Origin of the sequence: Caulobacter zeae, from assembly GCF_002858925.1 — a bacterium.
GTDB lineage: Bacteria > Pseudomonadota > Alphaproteobacteria > Caulobacterales > Caulobacteraceae > Caulobacter > Caulobacter zeae.
This window is the reverse complement of the sequence record NZ_PJRS01000018.1, coordinates 206921-230106: the sequence shown is the minus strand read 5'-3', so window position 1 is coordinate 230106 and position 23186 is coordinate 206921. Positions and strand designations below refer to the sequence as shown.

Here is a 23186-nt window from a genome sequence, read left to right as displayed (position 1 = left end):
ACGGCTTCGACCAAGGTGGTCGGCGTCCACGATACCCCGCCCTGGGGCGGGATGAATTCGTTGGCCAAGACGATGCGGCCCCCGCCCATCAGGAGCGGGGGCCGCGCCGGTCTTAGCGGTAGCAGACCGCCTTGGCCGCCTTGACGATCTTGTCGACCGACGGCAGCGACAGGGCTTCCAGGTTGGCCGCATAGGGCAGCGGCACGTCTTCCTGGTGAACCCGCAGCGGCGGGGCGTCCAGGTAGTCGAAGCCGAATTCCGTGATGCGGGCGACGATCTCGGAACCGACGCCCATCGGGCCCCAGCCTTCCTCGACCGTGACCAGGCGGTTGGTCTTCTTGACGCTTTCCAGGATCGTCGCGTGGTCCATCGGACGGATGGTCCGCAGGTCGACGACCTCGGCCGAGATGCCTTCGGCGGCCAGCGCTTCAGCGGCCTGCAGGGCGAAGCCCACCATGCGGCTGTAGGCGACCAGGGTCACGTCCGTACCTTGACGACGGACCTTGGCCTTGCCGAGCGGCACGACGTAGTCCTCGACGTCCGGGATGTCGAACTCGTGCCCGTACATCATCTCGTGCTCGAGGAAGACGATCGGGTTCGGGTCGCGGATGGCGGCCTTCAGCAGGCCCTTGGCGTCGGCCGCGTCGTACGGCGCGATGACCTTCAGGCCCGGGATGTTGCCGTACCAGGCCGCGTAGTCCTGGCTGTGCTGGGCGCCGACGCGCGAAGCCGCGCCGTTCGGACCGCGGAACACGATCGACGACTTGATCTGACCGCCCGACATGTAGAGCGTCTTGGCGGCCGAGTTGATGATGTGGTCGATCGCCTGCATGGCGAAGTTCCAGGTCATGAACTCGACGATCGGCTTGAGGCCGGCCATCGCCGCGCCGACGCCCATGCCGGCGAAGCCGTGCTCGGTGATCGGGGTGTCGATGACGCGCTTGTCGCCGAACTCCTGCAGGAGTTCGCGGCTGACCTTGTAGGCGCCCTGGTACTGGGCGACTTCCTCGCCCATCAGGAACACGCGGTCGTCGCGACGCATCTCTTCGGCCATGGCGTCGCGCAGGGCGTCGCGCACGGTGATCTTCTTGGTCGGCGTGCCTTCCGGCAGTTCCGGGTCCGCGAAGTTCGAGGCGGCTGCGATCGGAGCCGGGGCCGCGGCGACCGGAGCCGGAGCGGCTTCGGCGACGACCGGGGCGGCGGCCGGAGCAGCCGACGCCGAGGCGCCGTCTTCACCCGCCAGCTTGGCGATGATCGTGTTGACCTTGACGTTTTCCGAGCCGGCCGGGACGAGGATGGCCTCGACCACGCCCTCGTCGACGGCTTCAACTTCCATCGTCGCCTTGTCGGTTTCGATCTCGGCGATCACGTCACCGGCCTTGATGGCGTCGCCTTCCTTGACGAGCCACTTGGCCAGGGTGCCTTCCTCCATCGTGGGGGAAAGCGCGGGCATCAGGATGTCCGTCACTCGGCGGCCTCCAGGTATACGTCGGTGTAGAGTTCGGAGGGATCCGGCTCGGGGCTGGTGCGGGCGAACTCGGCCGCTTCGGCCACGATACGCTTCACTTCGGCGTCCACCGTCTTCAGATCGTCCTCGGTGACGCCGGCCGCGGCCAGGCGTTCCTTGATGTGGTCGATCGGATCGCGGGTCGTCTTGACCTCGTCGACTTCTTCCTTGGTGCGGTACTTGGCCGGGTCCGACATCGAGTGGCCGCGGTAGCGGTAGGTCTTCATCTCGAGGATGTAGGGACCTTGGCCGCTGCGGGCGTGCTCGCTGGCGCGGGCGCCGGCTTCACGCACGGCCACCACGTCCATGCCGTCGACTTCCTCGCCCGGGATCCGGAACGAGACGCCGCGCTTGTGGAAGGCGGTTTCCGACGCCGAACGTTCGACGCTGGTGCCCATGGCGTACTGGTTGTTCTCGATCACGTACACGACCGGCAGCTTCCACAGCTGGGCCATGTTGAAGCTCTCGTAGACCTGGCCCTGGTTGGCCGCGCCGTCGCCGAAGTAGGCGTACGAGACGTTGCCGTTACCCTGGTAGTGGTTGGCCAGCGCCAGACCGGTGCCCAGCGCCACCTGGGCGCCGACGATGCCGTGGCCGCCGTAGAAGCCGGTCTCGATGTCGAACATGTGCATCGAGCCGCCCTTGCCGCGCGACGAACCGCCAGCGCGACCGGTGAGCTCGGCCATGACTTCCTTCGGATCCATGCCTGCGGCCAGCATGTGGCCGTGGTCACGGTAACCGGTGATGATCTGGTCGCCCTTGTGCGAGATCGACTGCATGCCGACCGCAATGGCTTCCTGACCGATGTAGAGGTGGCAGAACCCGCCGATCAGGCCCATGCCGTAAAGCTGGCCAGCACGCTCCTCGAAGCGGCGGATCAGCAGCATGTCCTGATAGAATTTGAGAAGCTCTTCCTTGCCGACGAAGGCGTTGACACCGGTGTCGGTAGCCTTCTCCGCCGGGGCTTCACCCTTGCGCGTTCGCGCCATTAAACTCTCCCTGGCCAATCATCATAACGGCCTTCATCTCAGAGGCTTCCATTGCCCGCCGCAGAGCGGCTTTTGGCGCAGCAACGCGCTCGTGTTGACGCCTAGACCGCCCCTCGAGCTGCAACTCGAAGCGTGGTCTACAAGGCAGCTCAGGACCGGCGGGAGCCGACCCAGCTCAGCGCTTGGTGCGGATCACGTAGTCCTTGGGATCGGCGTATCCAAGGAGTGAACGCGCACGTTCCTCCAGAAGATCGGCCGACAAGCTGCCGCTGCGTAATAGACGAGCCCGGGCCTCCAGGTCCATCCTCTCAGCGCGGATCTTCTTAAGTTCCATCGTCTTGGCGGCCAAGTCCGCGTTGCGTTGAGACGAGGAAAGCAGGCCTCTCTCGCCCGTCAGAGCGTGAAAGACGAAGTACGTGATCAGGAGAAGAAGCGCCGCGGTCGGCAGGTAGGGTTGCAGTCGAGCGAACATCGGCGAATCCCGGACAGGGAGCTTCAGGCTGCCAGAACGTGCTTAACATGGTCTAAATCCCCAACGGCGCAAAGGGCTTGCAAGTCTCTCGCGACCGACGCGAAAATACTTTCAAGTGAGACCGTTTCAGGGGCATCGAGATACCGCATCGCGGCATTTCCTTCGCACGCGCGAGAGCATTGAAAACCGGCGGTTTTCTAAGACCGGCCACGCTTATAGAAAAAATGTGGGCCAACTATTTTGATCAAGGAGCGGCCAAGCCTGTTTTGCAGGCGCCCTCGCCTCAGAATCGCCGCCGTCGGGGCAGTGAAATATCCGGCAAGGTTGATATATGGGTTGCATGCACGCTTAGCGTGTCGAAAAACGACCTGCCTCGGGGGAGGAACAGCATGCTTCGACGACAGGCGCTGTGGGGTTTGGCAGGCGCGGTGATCGCCCTCCCCGCCGCTGCACGGCAACGCAGCGAAGACGGGATCGCCAAAGGCCGTCGCGGCGGCCCCAACATGATCAAGGGCGAGCCGCCCAGGCTCGATTTCGGCGGCGGCCTCGTGATTCCGATGAACGCCTCGATCTTCCGCACGCTGTGGGAGGGCGAGGACCGCTGGGTGACCTACGGCCGCGCCGTGTCGCGGCTGGAGGTGAAGGCCATGCAGCAGGCCGAGATCGCCGCCACGGGCACGATGAAGCTGATGCTGCTGACCCAGGCCTTCGCGCCCGAGCGCCTGGTGCGCTTCGAGAGCTGCGGCTGGCGCAACCGCACCAATGACGCCAAAGATCTCGTGCTGGGCGAGGTCGCCCTCCCCGGCAAGCCGGTCATGCCGACCACGGATCGCATCACGGGCTCGGTCACCGATGGCGACACCGGCGGCGGCGGCGAGGACGGCTGGCACGCCGTGACCGGCTACATGGTCATGAAGAAGGACGTCACCCTGGCCGAGGTCAGGGCCCGGGCTCAGTTGCTGAAGAGCTGAATCACAGCAAGCGGGGGAACGCGACGAGGATGAAGTTCAACTGGAGCAGGCGGCGGCTGCTGGTCGCCGGCGGCGCGATGGCCCTGGCGGACGCGACATCAGCCAGGGCCGAGGTCGAGCCCGAAACCCTTGAGCTTTGGCCTGGCGGGCCGCCAGGCGGCGACCGCGTCAGTGTCGAGGAACGTCGCGTCGCTTACAATTGGCCGGACGGCCGGGTGGACTATTCGATCGAGGGCGTCAGGCGCCCTACCCTGGCGCTCTATCCGCCGGCGAAGGGCCGCCGGCCCAGGGCGGCGGTCCTGGTCGTGCCCGGCGGCGGCTTCAGCAAGGTCGTGATCGGCAAGGAGGGCGACGAGATCGCCCGCTGGCTGGCCGCCAACGACATTCTGGCGGGCGTGCTGCTCTATCGGCTGCCGCGCGACGGCTGGGCGGCCGGCGCGGACGCTCCGCTGCAGGACGCACAGCGAGCCTTGCGACTGCTGCGCGAAAGAGCCGGTGGGATAAAAACCGGCGCTCTCGGCTTCTCGGCGGGCGGGACGATCGTGGCCGCCCTGGCGTCGCGCGGCGCCACGGCCCTCTATCCGCTTGTCGCCCCGCTGGACGCTCAACCTTCCCTGCCCGACTTCATCGGGCTCGGCTATCCGTGGCTCACCCGGCCGCTACCGCCCAGGAGCGCGACGCCCTTTCACGGCTTCATCGCGCCGACCAGGGCCTTTCTGTTCCATGCCCAGGACGACCCCAAGGTCGACGTCGGCAACAGCCACGACGCGGCCGGAGCCATCATTGCCGCCGGAGGCAAGGCCCAGGTCAGGATCTTCCCGACCGGCGGCCACCGCCCTGCGCTCCTGCCCGCCGGCGCCGGAGGCGGCCTGGGCCGACGACTTCCTGCACTGGTTGGAGCGGCTGGACGGCTGAGGCCAAACAAAAAGCGCGCCGGGCGAACCCGACGCGCTCCTGTTCATCCGAGGATGGATCCGATCAACGGCCCTTGAGGGCGGCGCGACCGGCGTAGACGCCCTGGTCTTCCAGCTGCTGCTCGATGCGCAGGAGCTGGTTGTACTTGGCCAGCCGGTCCGAACGGGCCAGCGAGCCGGTCTTGATCTGACCGCAGTTCAGGGCCACGGCCAGGTCGGCGATGGTGCTGTCCTCGGTCTCGCCCGAGCGGTGGCTCATGACGCTGGTGTAGCCGTGGCGGTGGGCCAGTTCGACGGCGTCGATGGTTTCCGACAGGGTGCCGATCTGGTTGACCTTCACCAGGATCGAGTTGGCCAGGCCCTTGTCCAGGCCCATCTGCAAGCGGGCCGGATTGGTCACGAACAGGTCGTCGCCGACCAGCTGGACCTTCTTGCCCAGGGTGTCGGTCAAGAGCTTCCAGCCGTCGAAATCGTCTTCGGCCATGCCGTCCTCGATCGAGGCGATCGGGAACTTGGCGACCAGGCCGGCCAGGTAGTCGACCATCTGTGCCGGGTCGAGCGACTTGCCCTCGCCTTCCAGCTCGTACTTGCCGTTCTTGAAGAACTCGGTCGAGGCGACGTCGAGGCCCAGCAGGAAGTCGTCGCCGGCCTTGTAGCCCGCGGCTTCACCGGCCTTGACGATGAACTCGAGCGCGGCTTCGGCCGAGGCGAGGTTCGGGGCGAAGCCGCCCTCGTCGCCGACGTTGGTGTTGTGGCCGGCGTCCTTCAGGGCCTTCTTCAGGCCGTGAAAGATCTCAGCGCCCATGCGCAGGGCTTCGGAGAAGCTGGCCGCGCCGGTCGGCAGGATCATGAATTCCTGGATGTCGATCGGGTTGTCGGCGTGGGCGCCGCCGTTGATGATGTTCATCATCGGGGTCGGCAGGACGCGGGCGTTCACCCCGCCGATGTAGCGGTGCAGCGGCAGGCCGGCCGACTCGGCGGCGGCCTTGGCCACGGCCAGCGAGACGCCGAGGATGGCGTTGGCGCCCAGGCGCGACTTGTTCGGCGTGCCGTCCAGGCCGATCAGCAGGCTGTCGATGCGGCGCTGGTCTTCGGCGTCGACGCCCGACAGCGCGTCGAAGATCTCGCCGTTGACGGCGTCGACGGCCTGGCGGACGCCCTTGCCCAGGTAGCGCGACTTGTCGCCGTCACGCTTTTCGACGGCTTCGTGAGCGCCGGTCGAGGCGCCCGACGGCACCGCGGCGCGACCAAAGGCGCCGTCCTCGAGGACGACGTCGACCTCGACCGTCGGATTGCCGCGGCTATCGAGGATTTCGCGGGCGATGATGTCGACGATCTCGGTCATGGGAGCTCCCGAAAGAAAAGGCGCTTCCCCTTAGCCGCGACGCCGCGTCGCCGCAACCAAGACCGATGTTCCACCAGCGCGAAGTTCCGCCGCGTCAGGCCTGTAGCGTCGGCCGCTCGGCGCCCAGCCGGAACAGCAGCTGCTCGGCGCCGAAGTCCAGCTCCACCCGGGCGAACAGCTTGAGGACGTCGACGCCCAGCAGGATCGCGGGTTTGTCGCTGATCTTCCAGTGATCGAAGATGTGCAGGTCGGCGAAGACCACGGCCAGGTTGGTCATGCGCAACTCGCCCATGTTCATCGACCTGACGATCCGGTACTCGCCGATCGTCTCGCCGCCGGCGACGCCCTGCAGGCGGACCGCAATGGCAGGATCCGCGCCCTTGCGCTGCTTGGCCTGGATGGCGCGCGACAGGGCCATGTTGCCGATCGACGAGCCCGCGCCCGAGTCGATGAAGGCCAGGGTGCGGATGTTGTTGATCCGGCAATTGACGATGGTCAGGCGGCCGAACTTCTGGTCGGCGACGACCTGCACCTCCTGGGCGCGGCGGAAGAATCGGTACTCGGGCGTGCTGTGGCGGACCTCCAGGCGCTTGCGCTTGAAGTCCATGACCACCGAACGGTCCTGGAGGATGTCGATGCCCAGTAGGCCGTCGCCGCCGACCCGCTCAGGCGGCAGGATCGGAAGCTCGACGCCGGCGAGACGGGCCTCGCCGGAGACAAGCTGGTCGATGTGGGCCGTAGGCGTCACGGCCGAGCCGCCGATGCCGTGGACCATCACGTCCCGCCCTCGCGGCAGCGCCAGGCTCGCGGCCAGGGTGTCGGAGACGACCGAGCGGTCGGCCCCCGAATCGACGACGAAGCGATACGGCCCACGACCGTTGATCATGGTCTCGACGGTCATCCGCTCGGAATCGTCGATCGCCGCGTCGATGATGTAGAGCGGCACGGGCGAGGCCGGCGGCGGCGCGACGGGCGTGGTCGGAGGAACCTGGCCTGGCGAAAGGGCATGGGCCGAGAACGGTGCGGTGCCCAGGGCCAGGGACGCGCCCAGGCCGGAGGCGAGCGCGCGACGCGTGAACATGGCGAACCTCCCAGTCCGCCGGAGTCCCGATCGCGCCTTATGGGCGCTGACCGCGCTCCTGGCTTTGTTGGGATCGTCCCTATGGCGATCCGAGCGTCATCGTAGCACCGCTTGGGCCTGGAAACGACGAAAAGCGCCGCCCGGGCGAGCCGGGCGGCGCTTTCGAAGCGTCAGACGCGAAATCCTGGCGAGGCGCCCTCGAAGGCCCCCCGCAAGGAAGAAAGACCTTAGTCTTCCTTCGGGGTCAGGATCTGCTTGCCGTTGTACAGGCCGGTCTTCAGGTCGACGTGGTGCGGACGACGCAGCTCGCCCGAGTCCTTGTCTTCGACGAAGGAATTAGCGCCCAGGGCGTGGTGCGACCGGCGCATGTTCCGGCGAGAAGGCGAAGTTTTTCTTTTAGGAACGGCCATCGGAGTGACTCTGCTCGCTGAGCGTGAAAATCGAAAGCGGCGACTCGGGTTCGACCCTAGCCGCCGCGTGAGGGCGCGCTTATGCCTGAATCTCTCCAGACATGCAACTCGCCAGTTCAGACCAGTCGTCCGTGCTCCTTGGCCGCCGCGATGAAGCTGGCGAACAGGGGGTGCGGAGCGAACGGACGGCTCTTCAGTTCCGGGTGGAACTGCACGCCGATGAACCACGGATGGTCGTCGCGCTCGACGATCTCGGGCAGCACGCCGTCCGGAGAGCGACCGGTCAGCTTGAGACCCGCCTCCTCCATCTTGTGGCTGTAGCCGATGTTGACCTCGTAGCGGTGACGGTGGCGTTCGACGATGTCGGTGTCGCCATAGATCTCGGCGACCTTCGAGCCCGGCTGCAGGACGGCGTCGTAGGCGCCCAGGCGCATGGTGCCGCCCAGGTCGTCGCCGGCCTTTCGCGAGACGGTCTCGTTGCCCTTGATCCATTCGGTCATCAGGCCGACGACCGGACGCTCGGTGGGCCCGAACTCGCTGGAGCTGGCGTCGGTGATTCCCGCGACATTGCGCAGGGTCTCGATGACGGCCATCTGCATGCCGAAGCAGATGCCGAAATACGGCACCTTGCGCTCGCGGGCGAACTGCGCCGCCCGGATCTTGCCTTCCGCGCCGCGCTCGCCGAAGCCGCCCGGCACCATGATGGCGTGGGCGTTCTCCAGGCGGGCCGCGGCCGCGCCCTCGTCGCCCTCGAAGGTCTCGCTCTCGACCCAGTCCAGGTTGACCTTGACCTTGTTGGCCAGGCCGCCGTGGTGCAGGGCCTCGATCAGGGACTTATAGGCGTCCTTGAGCACGGTGTACTTGCCGACGACCGCGATCGTGACCTCGCCGTCCGGATGCTGGACGGTGTTGTCGATGGCTTCCCAGCGCGAAAGGTTCGGCTTGGGCGCGTCGTGCATGCCGAAGACGTCGAGCACTTCGGCGTCGAGGCCTTCCTTGTGATAGTCGATCGGCACCGCGTAGATCGACGAGCTGTCCAGCGCCTGGATCACGGCGCTCGGGCGCACGTTGCAGAACTGGGCGATCTTGCGCTTTTCCTCGACCGGGATTTCCTGCTCGCAACGGCACAGCAGGATGTCCGGCTGGATGCCGATGGAGCGCAGTTCCTTGACCGAGTGCTGGGTCGGCTTGGTCTTCATCTCGCCGGCCGTCTTGATGAACGGCAGCAAGGTGAGGTGCACATAGCAGCTCTGGCCGCGCGGCAGGTCCTGGCGCAGCTGGCGGATGGCCTCGAAGAACGGCAGGCCCTCGATGTCGCCGACGGTGCCGCCGATCTCGACCAGCACGAAGTCGACCGGCTTCTGGCCCGTCTCGTCCATGGCGGGCGAGAGGACGAAGTCCTTGATCTCGTTGGTCACGTGCGGGATCACCTGGACGGTCGCGCCCAGATAGTCGCCGCGGCGTTCCTTCTCGATGATCGTCTTGTAGATCTGGCCGGTCGTGATGTTGTCGGCCTTCTTGGCCGACACGCCGGTGAAGCGCTCGTAGTGCCCCAGATCAAGGTCGGTTTCGGCCCCGTCGTCGGTGACGAACACCTCGCCGTGCTGATACGGGCTCATGGTGCCCGGATCGACGTTGAGATAGGGGTCGAGCTTACGCAGGCGAACCGTGTAGCCACGAGCCTGCAGGAGAGCGCCCAGCGCTGCGGAGGCGAGGCCTTTTCCCAGGGAGGAAACCACGCCGCCGGTGATGAAGATGTACCGCGTCATGGGCGCTCAGATTACCCGCGATTCGGCGATCGCGGCGAAAAGACCGACGTTCATAAACAAGTTTCGATCCCCCACCCTTATTGGGCGGGGGTCTGGGCCGGAGCGGCCGGCGCAGGAGCGGCCGGAGCCGGAGCCGGAACGCTGAGTTGCGGGGCCGGCACGGCGCTCGGCGCGGTCGCGCCCGGAGCCGGAACGGCCGAACCCGGAGCCGGGACGCTCGGAGCGGCCGGGGCGTTCAGGGTCTTGGTGTCGAGGCTGTCGATCTTCAGCTTGTCGACCACCGAATCGGCGCCGCCGATGCGGCCCGTCAGGACGGTCAGCACCAGGCTGATGACCAGGAACACCGAGAACAGGATCCAGGTCATGCGGGTCATGAAGTCGCCCGCGCCGCGCGCGGTCATGAAGTTGCCGGCGCCGCCGCCGCCCATGCCCAGGGCGCCGCCCTCCGAACGCTGGAGCAGCACGAAGCCGATCAGCGTGATGCAGACGATGATGTTGATGGCCAGCAGGATGCCGATGAGCATGACGAAACAGTTCTCGATCCGGGCAGCCGGCGAACCGACTGTGAAAAACGAAGCGGCCCCTCTACCACTACCGGCGCGCGCACGCCATAGGTGGGGCGACGGCCGGCCAACTCAAGTTCCTCAAATCCAAGTTCCCCAATCCAAGCTTTAGGGCGCGCATGATTCTCGAGACCGAACGCCTGACGCTGAAGCCGCTGGTCGCCGAAGACGCTCCGCTCATCTATCCGTTCCTCAGCGATCCGGAGCTGATGGCCCACTGGGACCGCGCCCCGCTGGAGGATCCCGACGAGGTCGCCGCCTGCGTCGTCGGCCAGGTCGAGGACATGCAGGCCGGCACGGCGCTCTACTGGACCATCCGGCTGACCGCGACCGGCGACTTCGTCGGCGCCTGCGAGTTCGTCGAGATCGACGAGCGCCGCCACCGGGCCGAACTGCGCTTCATCGTGGCGCGTGAGAGCTGGGGCCGCGGCTACGCCCACGAGGCGGTGACCGCCCTCCTCGCCCACGCCGCCGCCGGCGAGCTCAAGCACATCATCGCCCGCACCCAGGTGGGCGACGCCCGCGCCGAGAAGCTGCTGGAGCGGCTGGGCTTCAAGGGCGCGGCCTATCTGAAGGGCCAGGTCGACCGCGACGGCGAGCGCCGGGATGGACGGTTGTTCGACCTGGAGCTTTGAAACCAGGACGCTCCCTGAAGGAGGAGGCGATCGGTGGGGGGATGACTTTCAAACGTCTCGAGAGCTGACAACAGCCCCCCCTCCGTCCGCTTCGCGGACACCTCCCCCAGAGGGGGAGGATCTTGGGGCGTGGCTTCGTGGCCTCGCGCTTTCGCTGCGAGTTGATCGAAGGGGTGCGGGGTGCCCGGGCGACGCCCGGAAGCTGTTTTCAGCAAGTTACCGTTTCGACGAAGCCGGGCGCTCCGCGCCGCCGTTTTCCATCAGCCTCCGGCCGGCGGCGCTGTTGACGCCTTGCCGGAGCGCGCCCGCCGGTTTCCCGGAAGGCGCGCCGCGGGGCGGGGATGTCCTGGGTAGGAGCGTCTCTCCCGTCTGTCCCCGACGAAGCCGACGGCGGGCGGGCCTGGCCAGCGCCAGGTCCCCGAGCGTCCGGCTTTCCCGACCGGACTCGTTCCCGCTCGACTGCATCCCGCCGCCGCATGGTCGCTGGCCTTGCGCCCCTTCGGTGCGGCGAGACGGGTAGATTGTACGGTGGGTTCTAGCGCGTCTGATCGGCGGGCTTCAGAAAGTCGTAGGGCGTTGAGTTCGTGGAACTCTTTTCGGCGAACGGCGGGGATCGGCGCTGCTCTATCCCCGTCCGGCGGTCTTCTCCCTTCCCCATCAAAGGGGGAAGGGCTCTAATTCCTCAGGCCGCCGCGATGATGGCCAGGAAATCCTTGGCCTTCAGCGAGGCGCCGCCGACCAGGGCGCCGCCGACTTCCGGCGTGGCCAGGATCTCGGCGGCGTTCTCGGGCTTCACCGAGCCGCCGTAGAGAATCGGCACGCTTGCCCCGTGGTCGCCGAAGCGCTCGACCAGCACGGCCCGGATCGCCGCGTGAATGGCGCCGATGTCGGCGACGGTCGGGGTCAGGCCCGTGCCGATGGCCCACACCGGCTCGTAGGCGACGGCGAAGGCCTGGCCGGCCAGGTCGTCGGGCAGCGAGTCGCGGGCCTGGCCGGTGACGATCGGTTCCGCCTGGCCAGCCTCGCGCTGGACGAGGGTCTCGCCCAGGCAGATCACCGGCTCGAGACCTGCGGCCAGGGCGGCCAGCACCTTGGCCGACACTTCCTCGCAGGTCTCGTCGTAGCTGCCCCGACGCTCGGAGTGACCGAGAATCACCAGCGTCGCGCCGGCGTCGGCCAGCATCGGCGCGGAGATGTCGCCGGTGTAGGCCCCTTGCGGCGCGGCGTGGCAGTCCTGGCCGCCGACGATCACCGACTCGCCCGAAAGCGCCTCGGACATGCGGTGCAGCAAGGTGGCGGGCGGACAGATGGCGACACGCGCCGCGGGCGGGGTTTGCGCCACCGCGGCGGCCACGGCTCTGGCCTCGTCGAGCGAAGCCTCAAGGCCGAACATCTTCCAGTTCCCGGCGATCAACGGCCGGGGCGTCGTAAGAGAAACGGTCATGAGGAGGCTTTGGGGACGCGCTCCCTTGGTAAGTCAAGTCCGCTTCGGCTTGCTCACGCACCTTGGCCTCTACTATACCCGCTTGCTCGCATCGGATGCGTCGCCCCAGGGCGGTCGCCCACGCGCACGCAATTGGGCGGAATCGAAGAAGGTAGTTTCAAACGTCATGCTCGCCGGCTTTCGCTCTTTCGCCAAATCGCCCTTCGCGATCGTCCTGTTCGCCCTGCTGATCGTCAGCTTCGCGATCTTCGGGATCAGCGACGTCTTCAGCCGCCCCAGCACCAACAAGGTGATCGAGGTCGGCTCACGCTCGGTTTCGCCCGAGGACTTCAAGGCGCGCTTCGACAACTACCGCAACCAGCTGCAGCAGCAGGGCCAGACCCTGACGCCGGACGAAGCCGTCCAGCGCGGCGTCGACCGCGGCATGCTCCAGGAGCTGGCGCTGCAGGAATCGATGGCCGAGCTGATCAAGAAGATGGGCGTGCGCCCGTCCGAGGCCCTGGTCGGCGAGACCCTGCACAAGCAGCTGAGCCAGCTGCCGCCCGGCACGCGTCCGTTCGACCCGGTGACCGGCAAGTTCGACAAGCAGATGTACCAGCGCCTGCTGGCCGACAACGGCATGACCCCGGCCGGCTACGAGGCCTCGCTGCGCGACGAGATCGCCCAGTCGCAGTTCTACGCCAGCGTCGCCAACGGCCTGCGCACCCCGCGCATCTATTCGGCCCTGCAGGCGGTCTACGGCCTGGAGAGCCGCGAGCTTTCGGCCTTCGCCATCAACCCGACCAGCGTCCAGCAGCCGGCCGCGCCGACCGACGCCCAGCTGCAGGCGTTCATGACCGAGAACGCCGCCCGCCTGACCCTGCCCGAAACCCGCGTCCTGTCGGTCGTGCGCTTCAGCGCCAAGTCCCTGGAGCCGTCGGTGACCGTCGACCCGGCCGAGGTGCAGAAGACCTTCGACTTCCGCAAGGACACCCTGGCCCAGCCGGAAACCCGTTCGCTGGTGCAGATCGTCGCCCCGGACGCCAAGGCCGCCGCCGCCATCGCCGACCGCCTGCGCAAGGGCGAGGCCCCGGCCGACGTGGCCAAGGCCTACGGCAAGCAGCCGGTGATGATCCTCGACAAGCCCAAGACCGCCCTGCCCGACCGCAAGGTCGCCGACGCCGCCTTCAGCCTCGGCGAAGGCCAGGTCAGCGCGCCGATCGCCGGCGAGCTGGGCCAGTCGGTCGTCAAGGTGCTGAAGATCAACGCCGCCAAGGCCGCCTCGCTGGAAGCCGCCCGCCCGCAGATCGAAGCCGACCTGCGCGTGCAGGCCGCCCAGTCCAAGGCCTATGACCAGACCCAGGCCTTCCAGGACGCCCGCGACGGCGGCGCCAACGTCGTCGACGCCGCCGGCAAGGCCGGCGCCCTGGTCGTCACGACCGCTCCGCTCACGGCGCAGGGCACGGACCTCGGCGGCCAGCCGGCCGCGGGCCTGACCCCCGACGTGCTGAAGGCCGCCTTCGCCCTGCCGGCCGGCGGCGAGAGCGACCTGATCGAAGCGGGCAAGGGCGAATACTTCGCCGTCCGCGTCGAGAAGGTGAACAAGGCCGCCCTGCCCCCGCTGGCCGAGGTCCGCGCGCCGCTGGCCCAGCAGTGGATGATCAACGAACTGGTCAAGCGCCTGAAGGCCAAGGCCGACGAACTGGCCGTCCGCGTCCGCAAGGGCGAATCGATGGAAGCCGTCGCCGCCTCGGCCAACGCCAAGGTCATGAAGGTCCAGGGCCTGTCGCGCGAGAACGCCCAGCAGCACCAGGCCCTCGGCCGCGACCTGCTGATCGCCTCGTTCAACGCCAAGCCCGGCGAGGTCTTCGCCGCCCGCGCTCCGCAGGTCGGCTACGTGGTCGGCCGCATCGACGCCGTCCGCGCCGGCGACAACGCCGAGATCGCCCGCGCCACCGAGACCATGCGCCCGCAGACCAGCATGGCCTACATGCGCGATATCGGTCAGGCCGGCCGCACCGCCGCCCGCGACAAGCTGAAGCCGAAGCTGAACCTGAACCTGGCCCGCCAGGCGATCGGCGTCGACACCGAGGCGCTGGCCAAGACCGAGAAGGACGGCGCGGCCAAGGGCGGCGCCAAGAAGGCCGCGGCTCAATGAGCCTGGAGCCTGGCTTCGACGCCTTTGCGGCCGGCTACGACGCCGGCCTCCCGCAGCTGGTCTGGACGCGGCTGATCGACGATCTCGAGACCCCGGTCTCGGCCTATCTGAAGATCGGCCACGGCCGGCCCTACGCCTTCCTGTTCGAAAGCGTCGAGGGCGGCGCCTGGCGCGGCCGCTACTCGATCGTGGCCATGAAGCCCGACGTCGTCTGGCGCTGCCGCGGCGACAAGGCCGAGATCGCCCGCGGCGACGACATCGCCGCCGGCAAGTTCGCCCCGCTGGAAGGCGGCGCGCTGGATAGCCTGCGCGACCTGATCGCCCAGTCGAAGATGGAGCTGCCGGCCGGCCTGCCGCCGATGGCGGCGGGGATCTTCGGCGCGCTGGGCTACGACACCGTGCGCCTGGTCGAGAAGCTGCCGGACATCAATCCGGACGCGCTTGGCCTGCCCGACGGCATCATGACCCGGCCCTCGATCGTGGCCGTGTTCGACGCCATCGCCCAGGAGATCATCCTGACCACGACGGCGCGCCCGACGCCCGGCGTGTCGGCCAAGGAGGCCTATGCGGCCGCCCGCGAGCGCATCGAGACGGTGATGGCCGACCTGCGCCGTCCGCTGGCCCACGACGCGCCGCGTAGCGCTAAGGGGCCGATGGAGTTCACCACCCCGGTCAGCCGCGAGGACTACCGCGAGGTCGTCGAGAAGGCCAAGGAGTACATCCGGGCCGGCGACATTTTCCAGGTGGTGCCCAGCCACCGCTTCCGGGCCCCCTTCGGCCTGGACGCCTTCGCGCTGTACCGCTCGCTGCGTCGGACCAACCCGTCGCCGTTCCTGTTCTTCCTGGACCTGGACGGCTTCAACCTGGTGGGCTCCAGCCCCGAGATCCTGGTGCGCCTGCGAGACGGCAAGATCACCATCCGCCCGATCGCCGGCACCCGCCCGCGCGGCGCCACGCCGGAAGAAGACCTGGCGCTGGAAAAGGAACTGCTGGCCGATCCGAAGGAACGGTCCGAACACCTGATGCTGCTGGACCTGGGCCGCAACGACGTGGGCCGCGTGGCCATGCTGGGCCAGGCCGGTTCGAACGAGAAGCCCAAGGCCGGCAAGCACGCCAACGTTCGGGTCACCGACAGCTTCACGATCGAGCGCTACAGCCACGTGATGCACATCGTCTCGAACGTCGAGGGCGACGCGCCCACGAACGTCGATCCGGTCGACGTGCTGATGGCGGCCCTGCCCGCCGGCACGCTGTCGGGCGCGCCCAAGGTGCGGGCGATGGAGATCATCGACGAACTGGAAGTCGAGAAGCGCGGCATCGGCTACGCCGGCGCGGTGGGCTACATCGGCGCCGACGGCTCGGTGGACACCTGCATCGTGCTGCGCACGGCCCTGGTCAAGGACGGGATGATGTACGTCCAGGCCGGCGGCGGCGTGGTGGCCGACAGCGACCCGGACGCCGAGTACGACGAGACGCTGCACAAGTCCCGCGCCCTCAAGCGCGCCGCCGAGGAAGCCTGGCGCTTCGCCTGAGGCGCCTCCAGCGGAAAAGAAGAAGGGGCGGCCTATCGGGCCGCCCCTTTGTCGTTCAGTGGCCCGTATGGGGCCGGGCCGCGCCTTCGGGGCCCACGGCGTCGGTCAGGCCATGGCCCAGGGCCATCGGCTTGCCGTCAGGACCGCGGTCGGCGATGCGGACCATCTCCATCATGCCGGCGTCCTCGTGGTTGAGGATGTGGCAGTGCAGGACGAAGTCGCCGATGTAGCGCTCGTAGTGGGTGCGCACGTTCACCTTGACGCCCGGCTCGACGAAGACGGTGTCCTTGAAGACGCCCTTCATGCCGAAATACTGCGAACCGGCCTGCTGGGTGAGATCCACCCCGGCCGCGTCGATCACCGACTCGACCTCGAACGGATTGACGTGGATGTGGAACGGGTGGCCGACGTCGGCGGTCTCCAGCGTCCAGCGGTCGGTGTCGCCCAGCACCAGGGTGCGCGAGAAGTCGTTGGGATCGAACCGCCGCATCGTCTCCTTGGTGCGCCCCAGGCCAGGCCCCTTCTTCTCGCCCGGCTTGGCGGGCTCGACGCTCAGCGAGAAGATCAATGGCTGGTCGTGGTCGGGCTTGGCCGCCAGCAGGCTGGCGTGCGGCTTGAAGGCGGCCAGCGACAGGTCGCGCTCGAGGCCGGCGACGACGCTTTCGGCCAGGGCCGGATCGGTGATCGGCAGGTTGCGGGCGGCCTCGACCAGCAGCGTCTTGACCTGGTCGCGCGGCGTGGCGGCCTTGGGCTGGCCGGCGACGACGTCGACGAGGAACAGAAGCTGGCGACGATCCGAGCTGCCCTCGATGGCGTCCTTCTTCACGTCGACCTGTTCGTCGATCACGCAGTAGGAGCCGGCCTCGGGGAAGCTGACCAGGATGTCGCTGCGATAGCCGGGTTGCAGCACCGTCGAGGTCCGCTCCTGCACCGCCTCGCGGGTCAGGCCGTCGGCGGCGATCTCGAACTGGGCGATGGCCTGGCTGGAGGGCGCGCACTCCTTGGCGATCAGGGCGTCCTGCGAGATGGCCCCGGCCTTGGCGATGGCCTCCAGCGACTTCTTGCCGATGCGCTTGCGGATCGAGACCTTCACCGTGTCGGCGACGCCGCCGTGGACGAAGCGCCAGCGCTCCGGCGCGCCGGCCACGGCCTTCTGCTCCAGCACCTCGACGGTGGCGCCGTTGACCGTGGTGAAGCGGCCCGAGTTCTTCCAGCGCGGACCGCCGAACAGGTCGTAGCCGTCGAGCTTGCCGACCTGGCCCGCGTCGCAGCGCCAGGTGCCGTCGGCATTGGTCTTCACCTTGCCGTCGGCGTCGCGGCAGGCGTACTGGATCTGTTGCAGCACGAAGACGTGGTCGGGCGCCTTGCGCAGCAGCAGGTCGACGTCGCCCGGGATCACGGCCTTTGTCGCCGCGTCGACGCGCGGCAGGCGGTCGCCCTTGATCACCAGCGCGCCGGCCAGGCCGCTGGCCACCTGGATCGCCGTCGAGCCGTGGACGTGCGGGTGGTACCAGAAGGTGCCGGCCGGGTGGTCGCCGGGAATGTTGTACTCGTATTCGTAGGTGAAGTCGGGATTGGGCGGCAGCTGGCGCAGCACGTTGTCGCTGATGCCGGCCGGGCTGACCCACAGGCCGTGGCTGTGCAGGTTGGTGGTGTTGAAGCAGTGCGGAACGTTGATGTCCGCGGGGTGGCCAGGGCAGTTGGCCTCGGCCGGCAGCAGGTTGCGGATCTTGACCCGCACGGTCTGGCCCGGACGCGAGACCAGGGTCGGGGCGACATAGGGACGGCCGGGCTCGGCCGGATGCAGGGCGTCGCGATAGGCCCGCAGCTCCACGTCGTCGGTCATGCCGCTGTTGGCGTTCCAGATCTTGGACGGCAGCAGCACCACGTCGAGCCTGGCCACCACCTCGTCGCCGGACGGCGGCGGCGCGGGCAGCTCGCCGAACATCTCCGGCCGCTCCTCGGGCGCGGCCGCGCCCGGCGCCACCGTAGTCAGGACCGGCGGATCCGAGAACGGCGCGTCCTGGGCCGCCGCCGCGCCCGCCATGAAGCCCAGGGCGACAGCCGCGCCGCCCAGCAATCCGAGTTTTCGCATGAAGCACCCCCTGCGTCCGAAAATCGCCGGAGGGTGAGAGCGACGCCAGAGTCGTTCAAGTTGAATTCACAACCCTAGGAACTCATTTTGGGTCGACGAGGCCGATCAGTCGCCCAGGCGTTCCTTGGGCAGGTGCTGGGTGGTGAGCGGCGGGGCCAGCACCATGACCGTCGCGAAGCTGACCGCGGCCGCCGCGGCGAAGGCGGCGGCCAGCAGCACCGGCAGCATCTTCTGGCGCCGGCGCGGCGTGCGAAGCAGCGCGCGGGCGTAGGCGATGGCGGCGGTGTCGATGGCGGAATCAGCGACGGACATGCGGGAAATTTCGCCTCTTCGCGCCCCGGTGGCAACGGATCTGCGGCGCGGCGCTTCGCCGCTGGGCGCTTTGACAGAAAAACTCTTTCCGTAAAGGGATGACGCGCCGCCCCCGACCGGACTAGAAGCGAGGCTCGAAAGGCGGCGTCATGATCCTGGTCATCGATAACTACGACAGCTTCACCTACAACCTCGTCCATTACCTGAACGAGCTGGGGGCCGAGACGGTCGTCCATCGCAACGACGACCTGACCGTGCAGGAGGCCCTGGGCCTGAAGCCGCAGGCCGTGCTGTTGTCGCCGGGCCCCAAGGCCCCCGACCAGGCCGGCATCTGCCTGCCGCTGCTGCGCGGCGCCCCCGACGACCTGGCGATCCTGGGCGTGTGCCTGGGCCACCAGGCCATTGGCCAAGCCTATGGCGGCGAGGTGATCCGGGCGAAAGAGGTCATGCACGGCAAGACCAGCCCGATCCGCCACGCCAACAAGGGCATCTTCAAGGACCTGCCCGACCCGTTCACCGCCACGCGCTATCACAGCCTGGCGGTGCGTCGCGAGAACCTGCCGGAAGAACTGGAAGTCACCGCCTGGACCGCCGACGGCGAGATCATGGGCGTGCAGCACAAGACGCGGCCGGTGCACGGCGTGCAGTTCCACCCCGAATCCATCGCCACCGAGGGCGGCCACCAACTGCTGGCCAACTTCCTCGACCTGGCCGGCGTGCGCCGCGACGCCCAGATCTGGGTCTAGGGCGGGGCCAAGACCATGTCCGACGCTTTCAAGCCCCTGCTGGCCAAGCTGGCCGACGGCCAGACTCTTTCGGAAGACGACGCCGAAGTCTTCTTCAGCGCCTGCCTGCGCGGCGAGCCGACCCCGGCCCAGGTGGCCGCGGCGGTAACCGCCATGCGCCTGCGCGGCGAGACCGTGGGCGAGATCGCCGCCTGCGCCCGCGCCATGCGCCGCGCCGCCGTGCACCTGGAGCATCCGTATGACGTCGTGGACGTCTGCGGCACCGGGGGCGACGGCCTGCACACCCTGAACATCTCCACCGCCGTGGGCTTCGTCGCCGCCGGCGGCGGGCTGAAGGTGGCCAAGCACGGCAACCGCGCGGTGACCTCCAAGTCGGGCACCGCCGACGTGCTGGCGGCCCTGGGCGTCAATATCGACGCCAGCCTCGCCCAACAGCGCGCCGCGCTGGACAGCGCCGGCATCTGCTTCCTGTTCGCCCAGTCGCACCACGGGGCGATGAAGCACGTGGCGCCGATCCGCCAGCAGCTGGGCTTTCGCACCATCTTCAACCTCTTGGGCCCGCTGACCAATCCGGCCGGCGCCAAGCGGCAGGTGGTCGGGGTGTCGGCCCCGCGCTTCGTCGAGCCGATCGCTCGTGCATTAGGGGCTTTGGGCGCCGAGCGCGCCTGGTCGGTGCACGGCGGCGGCATGGACGAGCTGTCCATCACCGGCGAGACCGAGGTGGCCGAATGGCGCGAGGGGGCGATCCGCCTCTTCACCATCACGCCGGAAGCCGTGGGCCTGCAACGCGCCTCTCTGGCCGAGATCACCGGCGGGGATCCCGCCTTCAACGCCGCGGCCCTGACCCGCCTGCTCGACGGCGAGACCGGCGCCTATCGCGACATCGTGCTGCTCAACGCCGCCGCCGCCTTCCTGGTGGCCGACAAGGTCGAGACCCTGCGCGAGGGCGTGGAACTGGCCGGGGCCGTGCTCGACGACGGCCGCGCCAAGGCCGCCCTCGCCGGCCTCGTGGCCGCCACCAACGCTGAAGCCCTGACCGCATGACCGACATTCTCGCCAAGATCGCCGACTACAAGCGGCAGGACGTCGCCGGTCGCAAGGCCGTGCGTTCCCAGGGAGACGTCGAGGCCGCCGCCAAGACCGCCTCGGCGCCGCGCGGCTTCAAGGCGGCGCTGGAGGCCAAGCACGCGCCGGGCAAGCTCTCCTTGATCGCCGAGATCAAGAAGGCCTCGCCTTCGAAGGGCCTGATCCGCGCCGACTTCGATCCGCCGGTACTGGCCAAGGCCTACGAGGACGGCGGCGCGGCCTGCCTCTCGGTGCTGACCGACGGCCCGAGCTTCCAGGGCGCCGACGAGTATCTGGTGGCCGCGCGGGCGGCGACCGCCCTGCCCTGCATCCGCAAGGATTTCCTGGTCGATCCGTGGCAGGTGGCCGAGAGCCGCGCCCTGGGCGCCGACGCCATCCTGGTGATCCTGGCGATGATCGACGACCATCTCGCCGCCGAACTGATGGCCGAGGCCGCGCGCCTGGGCATGGACGCCCTGGTCGAGGTGCACGACGAAGCCGAGACCGAGCGCGCCGGCAAGCTGGGCGCGACGCTGTTCGGCGTCAACAACCGCGACCTCAAGAGCTTCGTCGTCGACCTGGCGGTGACCGAGCGATTGTCGAAGCTGGCGCCGGCGGGCTCGCTGCTGGTCACCGAAAGCGGCCTCTTCACCCACGCCGACGTCGTGCGGATGGAGGCTGCGGGCGCCAAGGCCATGCTGGTGGGCGAAAGCCTGATGCGCCAAGCCGACGTGACGGCCGCGACGCGCGAGTTGATCGGCTGATCCGAATTAGGTGCGTGGCCCTCTAAGGACGAGGTTTTCGCCACTCGCCCCATAACATAACGACGGTCGGCCACGTTTCGGCCAAGCTCGCGCTTCTCAATGCCCCTCGGTGTTCGACATCGAGGGGCTTTTCGCATGACCAAGGCTGCGCTGCGTTCGAGCGTGATCGACTGGGCCAGGACGCTGGCGCTGACGGCGGCCATCGTCCTCGTGCCCCGCACCGTGCTGTGCCAGCCGTTCACGATCCCGTCGGCCTCGATGGAGCCGACCCTGCTGGTCGGCGACTACATCCTGGTCAACAAGTTCGCCTATGGCTGGAGCCGTCATTCAGCCCCGCTGAGCCCGGCGATCGGCCATGGCCGTCTGATGGGCCGCCAACCGGCGCGCGGCGACGTGGTGGTGTTCAAGAAGCCCGGCGACGGCCGCACCGACGTGATCAAGCGGCTTGTCGGCTTGCCTGGCGACGAATTGCAGATGCTTGACGGGGTGCTGCGCATCAACGGAACGCCCGTGGATCAGCGTCCGCTGGGGATGCGGATCGAGGAGACGCCGTTCGGCGTGCTGCCGGCCGAGCGCTTCGCCGAGACCCTGCCGGGCGGCAAGACCCACCTGATCAACAGTTACGGCCCGCGCACGGCGGCGGGCAACACCGCGACCTATCGCGTGCCCGAGGGCTGCTACTTCGTGATGGGCGACAATCGCGACAACTCGCTCGACAGCCGCTTCGATCCGGGGCCGATCCCGGCGGGCCAGGCCCGCTGCGCCTGGAACCCGGCCGTGGACGCCCTCCTGCCGGCGGAGATCGGCATGGGTTTCGTGCCGTTCGAGAACCTGGTCGGCCGGGCCGACCTGGTGCTGTTCTCGTGGGAGGCCGGCTCCGGCCCGCGGTGGAATCGCTCGTTCCGGCGGCTCTAGAATCGGTCGCCGAAGGCGGGAATCGGTGCTTTTCAGGACGGACTTCGGCCGCCTGAGGCCAAAGCCAATCGCACCGTTCACGGAAAATCCGCGCTCGTGCAGGCGTGCTCGTCGTTTACGCGCGCTTCAGGACAGCACGGCCAATCCGCATGAAATCAGTCACTTAGACGCCAGTTTCTGACGTCACGCCCCGCCGCGGTTTCAAAGAACGCCGGTCGCTGCAATTCACTTGACCTTAACCAAGAACACCTAGAGAACATTCGAAAGGTTTGCGGTTTGTTCCGCGACGACTTGCGAGGCCGTCATGCTCACCCGCAAGCAGCACGAGCTGCTGATGTTCATCCACGAACGGATCAAGGAGACCGGCGTCTCCCCCTCCTTCGACGAGATGAAGGAAGCCCTGGACCTGGCGTCCAAGTCGGGCATCCACCGGCTGATCACGGCCCTGGAAGAGCGCGGCTTCATCCGTCGCCTGGCTCACCGGGCCCGGGCGCTGGAGGTTGTGAAGCTGCCGCAGCAGGCGACCACGGCCGCCCCGCCCAAGGGCCGCGGCGCGTTCCGTCCGCAGGTGCTGGAAGGCGGCGGCCCGGCCCCGTCGGCCCCCGCCCCGCTTCCGCCGATCCCCGACACCAGCCGCGAGCTGCCGATCCTGGGCCGCATCGCCGCCGGTACGCCGATCGACGCCATCCAGCATGAACGCGACCGCCTGCCGGTACCCGAGACCATGCTGGGCGGCGGCGAGCACTACGTTCTCGAAGTGCAGGGCGACTCGATGATCGAGGCCGGCATTCTCGACGGCGACTACGTGATCATCCGCAAGGGCGACACCGCCAACAGCGGCGAGATCGTCGTTGCTTTGGTCGGCGAGGAAGCCACGCTCAAGCGCCTGCGCAAGAAGGGCGGCTCGATCGCCCTGGAAGCGGCCAACCCCAAGTACGAGACCCGCATCTTCGGTCCCGACCAGGTCGAGGTGCAGGGCAAGCTGGTGGGCCTGATCCGCCGCTATCACTGACGGCGGCCATCACCGAGCAAGACGCGCAAGGCGCGGGTGTCGAAAGGCGCTCGCGCCTTGCTTGCGTCTGGGGCGCCCCTTAAGGCTCGATGCATGTTTGCTTGGGGGGAAATAGCCATGATGGTCCTGCTGCTGGCCGCGCAGGCCGCCGTCGTCGCGTCGCCGGCCGGAGAGCCGGTCCTGACCCTCGCCGAGGTCGGGCTGCACAAGGGGCGCTGGCCCTACACGGGCTATTATCCCGACCGCGCCATGCGCGCCGGCGTCTCGGCGCAGACGACCGCTCTGTGCCGCGTTGCCGCCGCCGAGGCCCTGGTCGACTGCCGCATCGAGGCGGCGCAAGCCGTCGACTACAGCTTCGACCAGGCGACGCTGAAACTGCTGGCCGGCGCCAGCACCGACACGGCAACCCGCGGCGGCGCGCCCACCGAGGGTCGAAGCTTGCGCGTTTCGCTCAGCTTCACGATCAGCCGCAATGGCTCGACGCGGGTCACGGCGCGCTGAACGCGCA

The 23186-nt window shown here is 68.2% G+C and carries 22 protein-coding genes; 11 read left to right on the top strand and 11 right to left on the bottom strand.

Translation table 11 applies throughout. The annotated features are described in order from the left end of the window. Positions 1 to 112 precede the first annotated feature (112 nt). The 3 genes from SGCZBJ_RS10155 to SGCZBJ_RS10145 all read right to left on the bottom strand — a co-directional run bounded on the left by SGCZBJ_RS10155 (position 113) and on the right by SGCZBJ_RS10145 (position 2968). Positions 113 to 1468 carry a pyruvate dehydrogenase complex E1 component subunit beta gene (locus tag SGCZBJ_RS10155; RefSeq protein ID WP_101717877.1) on the bottom strand — a complete coding sequence of 452 codons (1356 nt, stop codon included), beginning with the start codon at positions 1466 to 1468 and terminating at the stop codon, positions 113 to 115. Next, positions 1465 to 2496, bottom strand: a complete 1032-nt coding sequence (gene pdhA, locus SGCZBJ_RS10150) for a pyruvate dehydrogenase (acetyl-transferring) E1 component subunit alpha (protein WP_058348880.1) — start codon at positions 2494 to 2496, stop codon at positions 1465 to 1467. Before pdhA ends, SGCZBJ_RS10155 begins: the two co-directional genes overlap by 4 nt. 175 nt (positions 2497 to 2671) lie before the next feature. Continuing rightward, a complete protein-coding gene (locus SGCZBJ_RS10145; RefSeq protein WP_058348879.1) occupies positions 2672 to 2968 on the bottom strand; it encodes an FtsB family cell division protein in 297 nt (98 codons plus the stop codon). A 389-nt stretch (positions 2969 to 3357) separates the two neighbouring features. On the opposite strand from SGCZBJ_RS10145, the gene SGCZBJ_RS10140 reads away from it, so the two are divergent. Then, the gene (locus SGCZBJ_RS10140) at positions 3358 to 3939 is read left to right on the top strand and encodes a hypothetical protein (RefSeq protein WP_133149226.1); all 582 of its coding nucleotides are present in this window, start codon (positions 3358 to 3360) and stop codon (positions 3937 to 3939) included. Positions 3940 to 3968: 29 nt separating this feature from the next. After that, positions 3969 to 4931 (top strand): alpha/beta hydrolase, encoded by a 963-nt coding sequence (locus SGCZBJ_RS10135; RefSeq protein WP_101717875.1) that lies wholly within the window; start codon positions 3969 to 3971, stop codon positions 4929 to 4931. Here SGCZBJ_RS10135 and eno read toward each other — a convergent pair. The 5 genes from eno to secG all read right to left on the bottom strand — a co-directional run bounded on the left by eno (position 4918) and on the right by secG (position 9982). Then, a complete protein-coding gene (gene eno / locus SGCZBJ_RS10130) occupies positions 4918 to 6198 on the bottom strand; it encodes a phosphopyruvate hydratase (RefSeq protein WP_101717874.1) in 1281 nt (426 codons plus the stop codon). The genes SGCZBJ_RS10135 and eno overlap by 14 nt on opposite strands. Before the next feature lie 94 nt (positions 6199 to 6292). Beyond that, positions 6293 to 7279, bottom strand: a complete 987-nt coding sequence (locus SGCZBJ_RS10125; RefSeq protein WP_101717873.1) for a retroviral-like aspartic protease family protein — start codon at positions 7277 to 7279, stop codon at positions 6293 to 6295. A gap of 227 nt (positions 7280 to 7506) precedes the next feature. Continuing rightward, a complete protein-coding gene (gene rpmF / locus SGCZBJ_RS10120; RefSeq protein ID WP_007671126.1) occupies positions 7507 to 7689 on the bottom strand; it encodes a 50S ribosomal protein L32 in 183 nt (60 codons plus the stop codon). A 116-nt stretch (positions 7690 to 7805) separates the two neighbouring features. Beyond that, positions 7806 to 9458, bottom strand: coding sequence for a CTP synthase (locus SGCZBJ_RS10115; protein WP_101717872.1), 1653 nt, complete (start codon positions 9456 to 9458; stop codon positions 7806 to 7808). A gap of 77 nt (positions 9459 to 9535) precedes the next feature. Beyond that, positions 9536 to 9982 (bottom strand): preprotein translocase subunit SecG, encoded by a 447-nt coding sequence (gene secG / locus SGCZBJ_RS10110; protein WP_101717871.1) that lies wholly within the window; start codon positions 9980 to 9982, stop codon positions 9536 to 9538. A gap of 158 nt (positions 9983 to 10140) precedes the next feature. Between secG and SGCZBJ_RS10105 the strand changes: the two genes are divergently transcribed. Continuing rightward, entirely contained in the window at positions 10141 to 10656 is a 516-nt protein-coding gene (locus SGCZBJ_RS10105) for a GNAT family N-acetyltransferase (protein WP_101717870.1), read from the top strand. Positions 10657 to 11338: 682 nt separating this feature from the next. On the opposite strand, the gene tpiA is transcribed toward SGCZBJ_RS10105, so the two are convergent. Continuing rightward, complete coding sequence (tpiA, locus tag SGCZBJ_RS10100) at positions 11339 to 12100, bottom strand: triose-phosphate isomerase (protein WP_101717869.1); 762 nt, start codon at positions 12098 to 12100, stop codon at positions 11339 to 11341. Positions 12101 to 12266: 166 nt separating this feature from the next. Here tpiA and SGCZBJ_RS10095 point away from each other — a divergent pair, with 166 nt between their 5' ends. Both SGCZBJ_RS10095 and trpE read left to right on the top strand, forming a co-directional pair. After that, positions 12267 to 14237, top strand: coding sequence for a peptidylprolyl isomerase (locus SGCZBJ_RS10095; protein WP_101717868.1), 1971 nt, complete (start codon positions 12267 to 12269; stop codon positions 14235 to 14237). Next, positions 14234 to 15769: an anthranilate synthase component I gene (trpE, locus tag SGCZBJ_RS10090; RefSeq protein ID WP_101717867.1), complete on the top strand. Its 1536-nt coding sequence runs from the start codon at positions 14234 to 14236 to the stop codon at positions 15767 to 15769. The genes SGCZBJ_RS10095 and trpE overlap by 4 nt, the downstream gene beginning before the upstream one ends. Positions 15770 to 15824: 55 nt before the next feature. Here the strand turns inward: trpE and SGCZBJ_RS10085 are convergent, their stop codons facing one another. Both SGCZBJ_RS10085 and SGCZBJ_RS25620 read right to left on the bottom strand, forming a co-directional pair. After that, the gene (locus tag SGCZBJ_RS10085; protein WP_133149225.1) at positions 15825 to 17864 is read right to left on the bottom strand and encodes a multicopper oxidase family protein; all 2040 of its coding nucleotides are present in this window, start codon (positions 17862 to 17864) and stop codon (positions 15825 to 15827) included. 105 nt (positions 17865 to 17969) lie between these two features. After that, entirely contained in the window at positions 17970 to 18176 is a 207-nt protein-coding gene (locus SGCZBJ_RS25620) for a hypothetical protein (protein ID WP_165799292.1), read from the bottom strand. A gap of 149 nt (positions 18177 to 18325) precedes the next feature. Between SGCZBJ_RS25620 and SGCZBJ_RS10075 the strand changes: the two genes are divergently transcribed. From SGCZBJ_RS10075 to SGCZBJ_RS10050, 6 genes are all read left to right on the top strand, one after another. Further along, positions 18326 to 18922: an anthranilate synthase component II gene (locus SGCZBJ_RS10075; protein ID WP_101717865.1), complete on the top strand. Its 597-nt coding sequence runs from the start codon at positions 18326 to 18328 to the stop codon at positions 18920 to 18922. A gap of 15 nt (positions 18923 to 18937) precedes the next feature. Beyond that, complete coding sequence (trpD, locus tag SGCZBJ_RS10070) at positions 18938 to 19966, top strand: anthranilate phosphoribosyltransferase (RefSeq protein ID WP_101717864.1); 1029 nt, start codon at positions 18938 to 18940, stop codon at positions 19964 to 19966. Continuing rightward, a complete protein-coding gene (gene trpC / locus SGCZBJ_RS10065) occupies positions 19963 to 20751 on the top strand; it encodes an indole-3-glycerol phosphate synthase TrpC (protein WP_101717863.1) in 789 nt (262 codons plus the stop codon). The genes trpD and trpC overlap by 4 nt, the downstream gene beginning before the upstream one ends. A gap of 135 nt (positions 20752 to 20886) precedes the next feature. Further along, on the top strand, positions 20887 to 21666 hold the full coding sequence (gene lepB, locus SGCZBJ_RS10060; RefSeq protein WP_165799291.1) for a signal peptidase I: 780 nt from the start codon (positions 20887 to 20889) through the stop codon (positions 21664 to 21666). Positions 21667 to 21970: 304 nt separating this feature from the next. Continuing rightward, the gene (lexA, locus tag SGCZBJ_RS10055; protein WP_101717861.1) at positions 21971 to 22678 is read left to right on the top strand and encodes a transcriptional repressor LexA; all 708 of its coding nucleotides are present in this window, start codon (positions 21971 to 21973) and stop codon (positions 22676 to 22678) included. 117 nt (positions 22679 to 22795) lie between these two features. After that, complete coding sequence (locus SGCZBJ_RS10050) at positions 22796 to 23179, top strand: hypothetical protein (RefSeq protein WP_101717860.1); 384 nt, start codon at positions 22796 to 22798, stop codon at positions 23177 to 23179. Positions 23180 to 23186 lie beyond the last annotated feature (7 nt).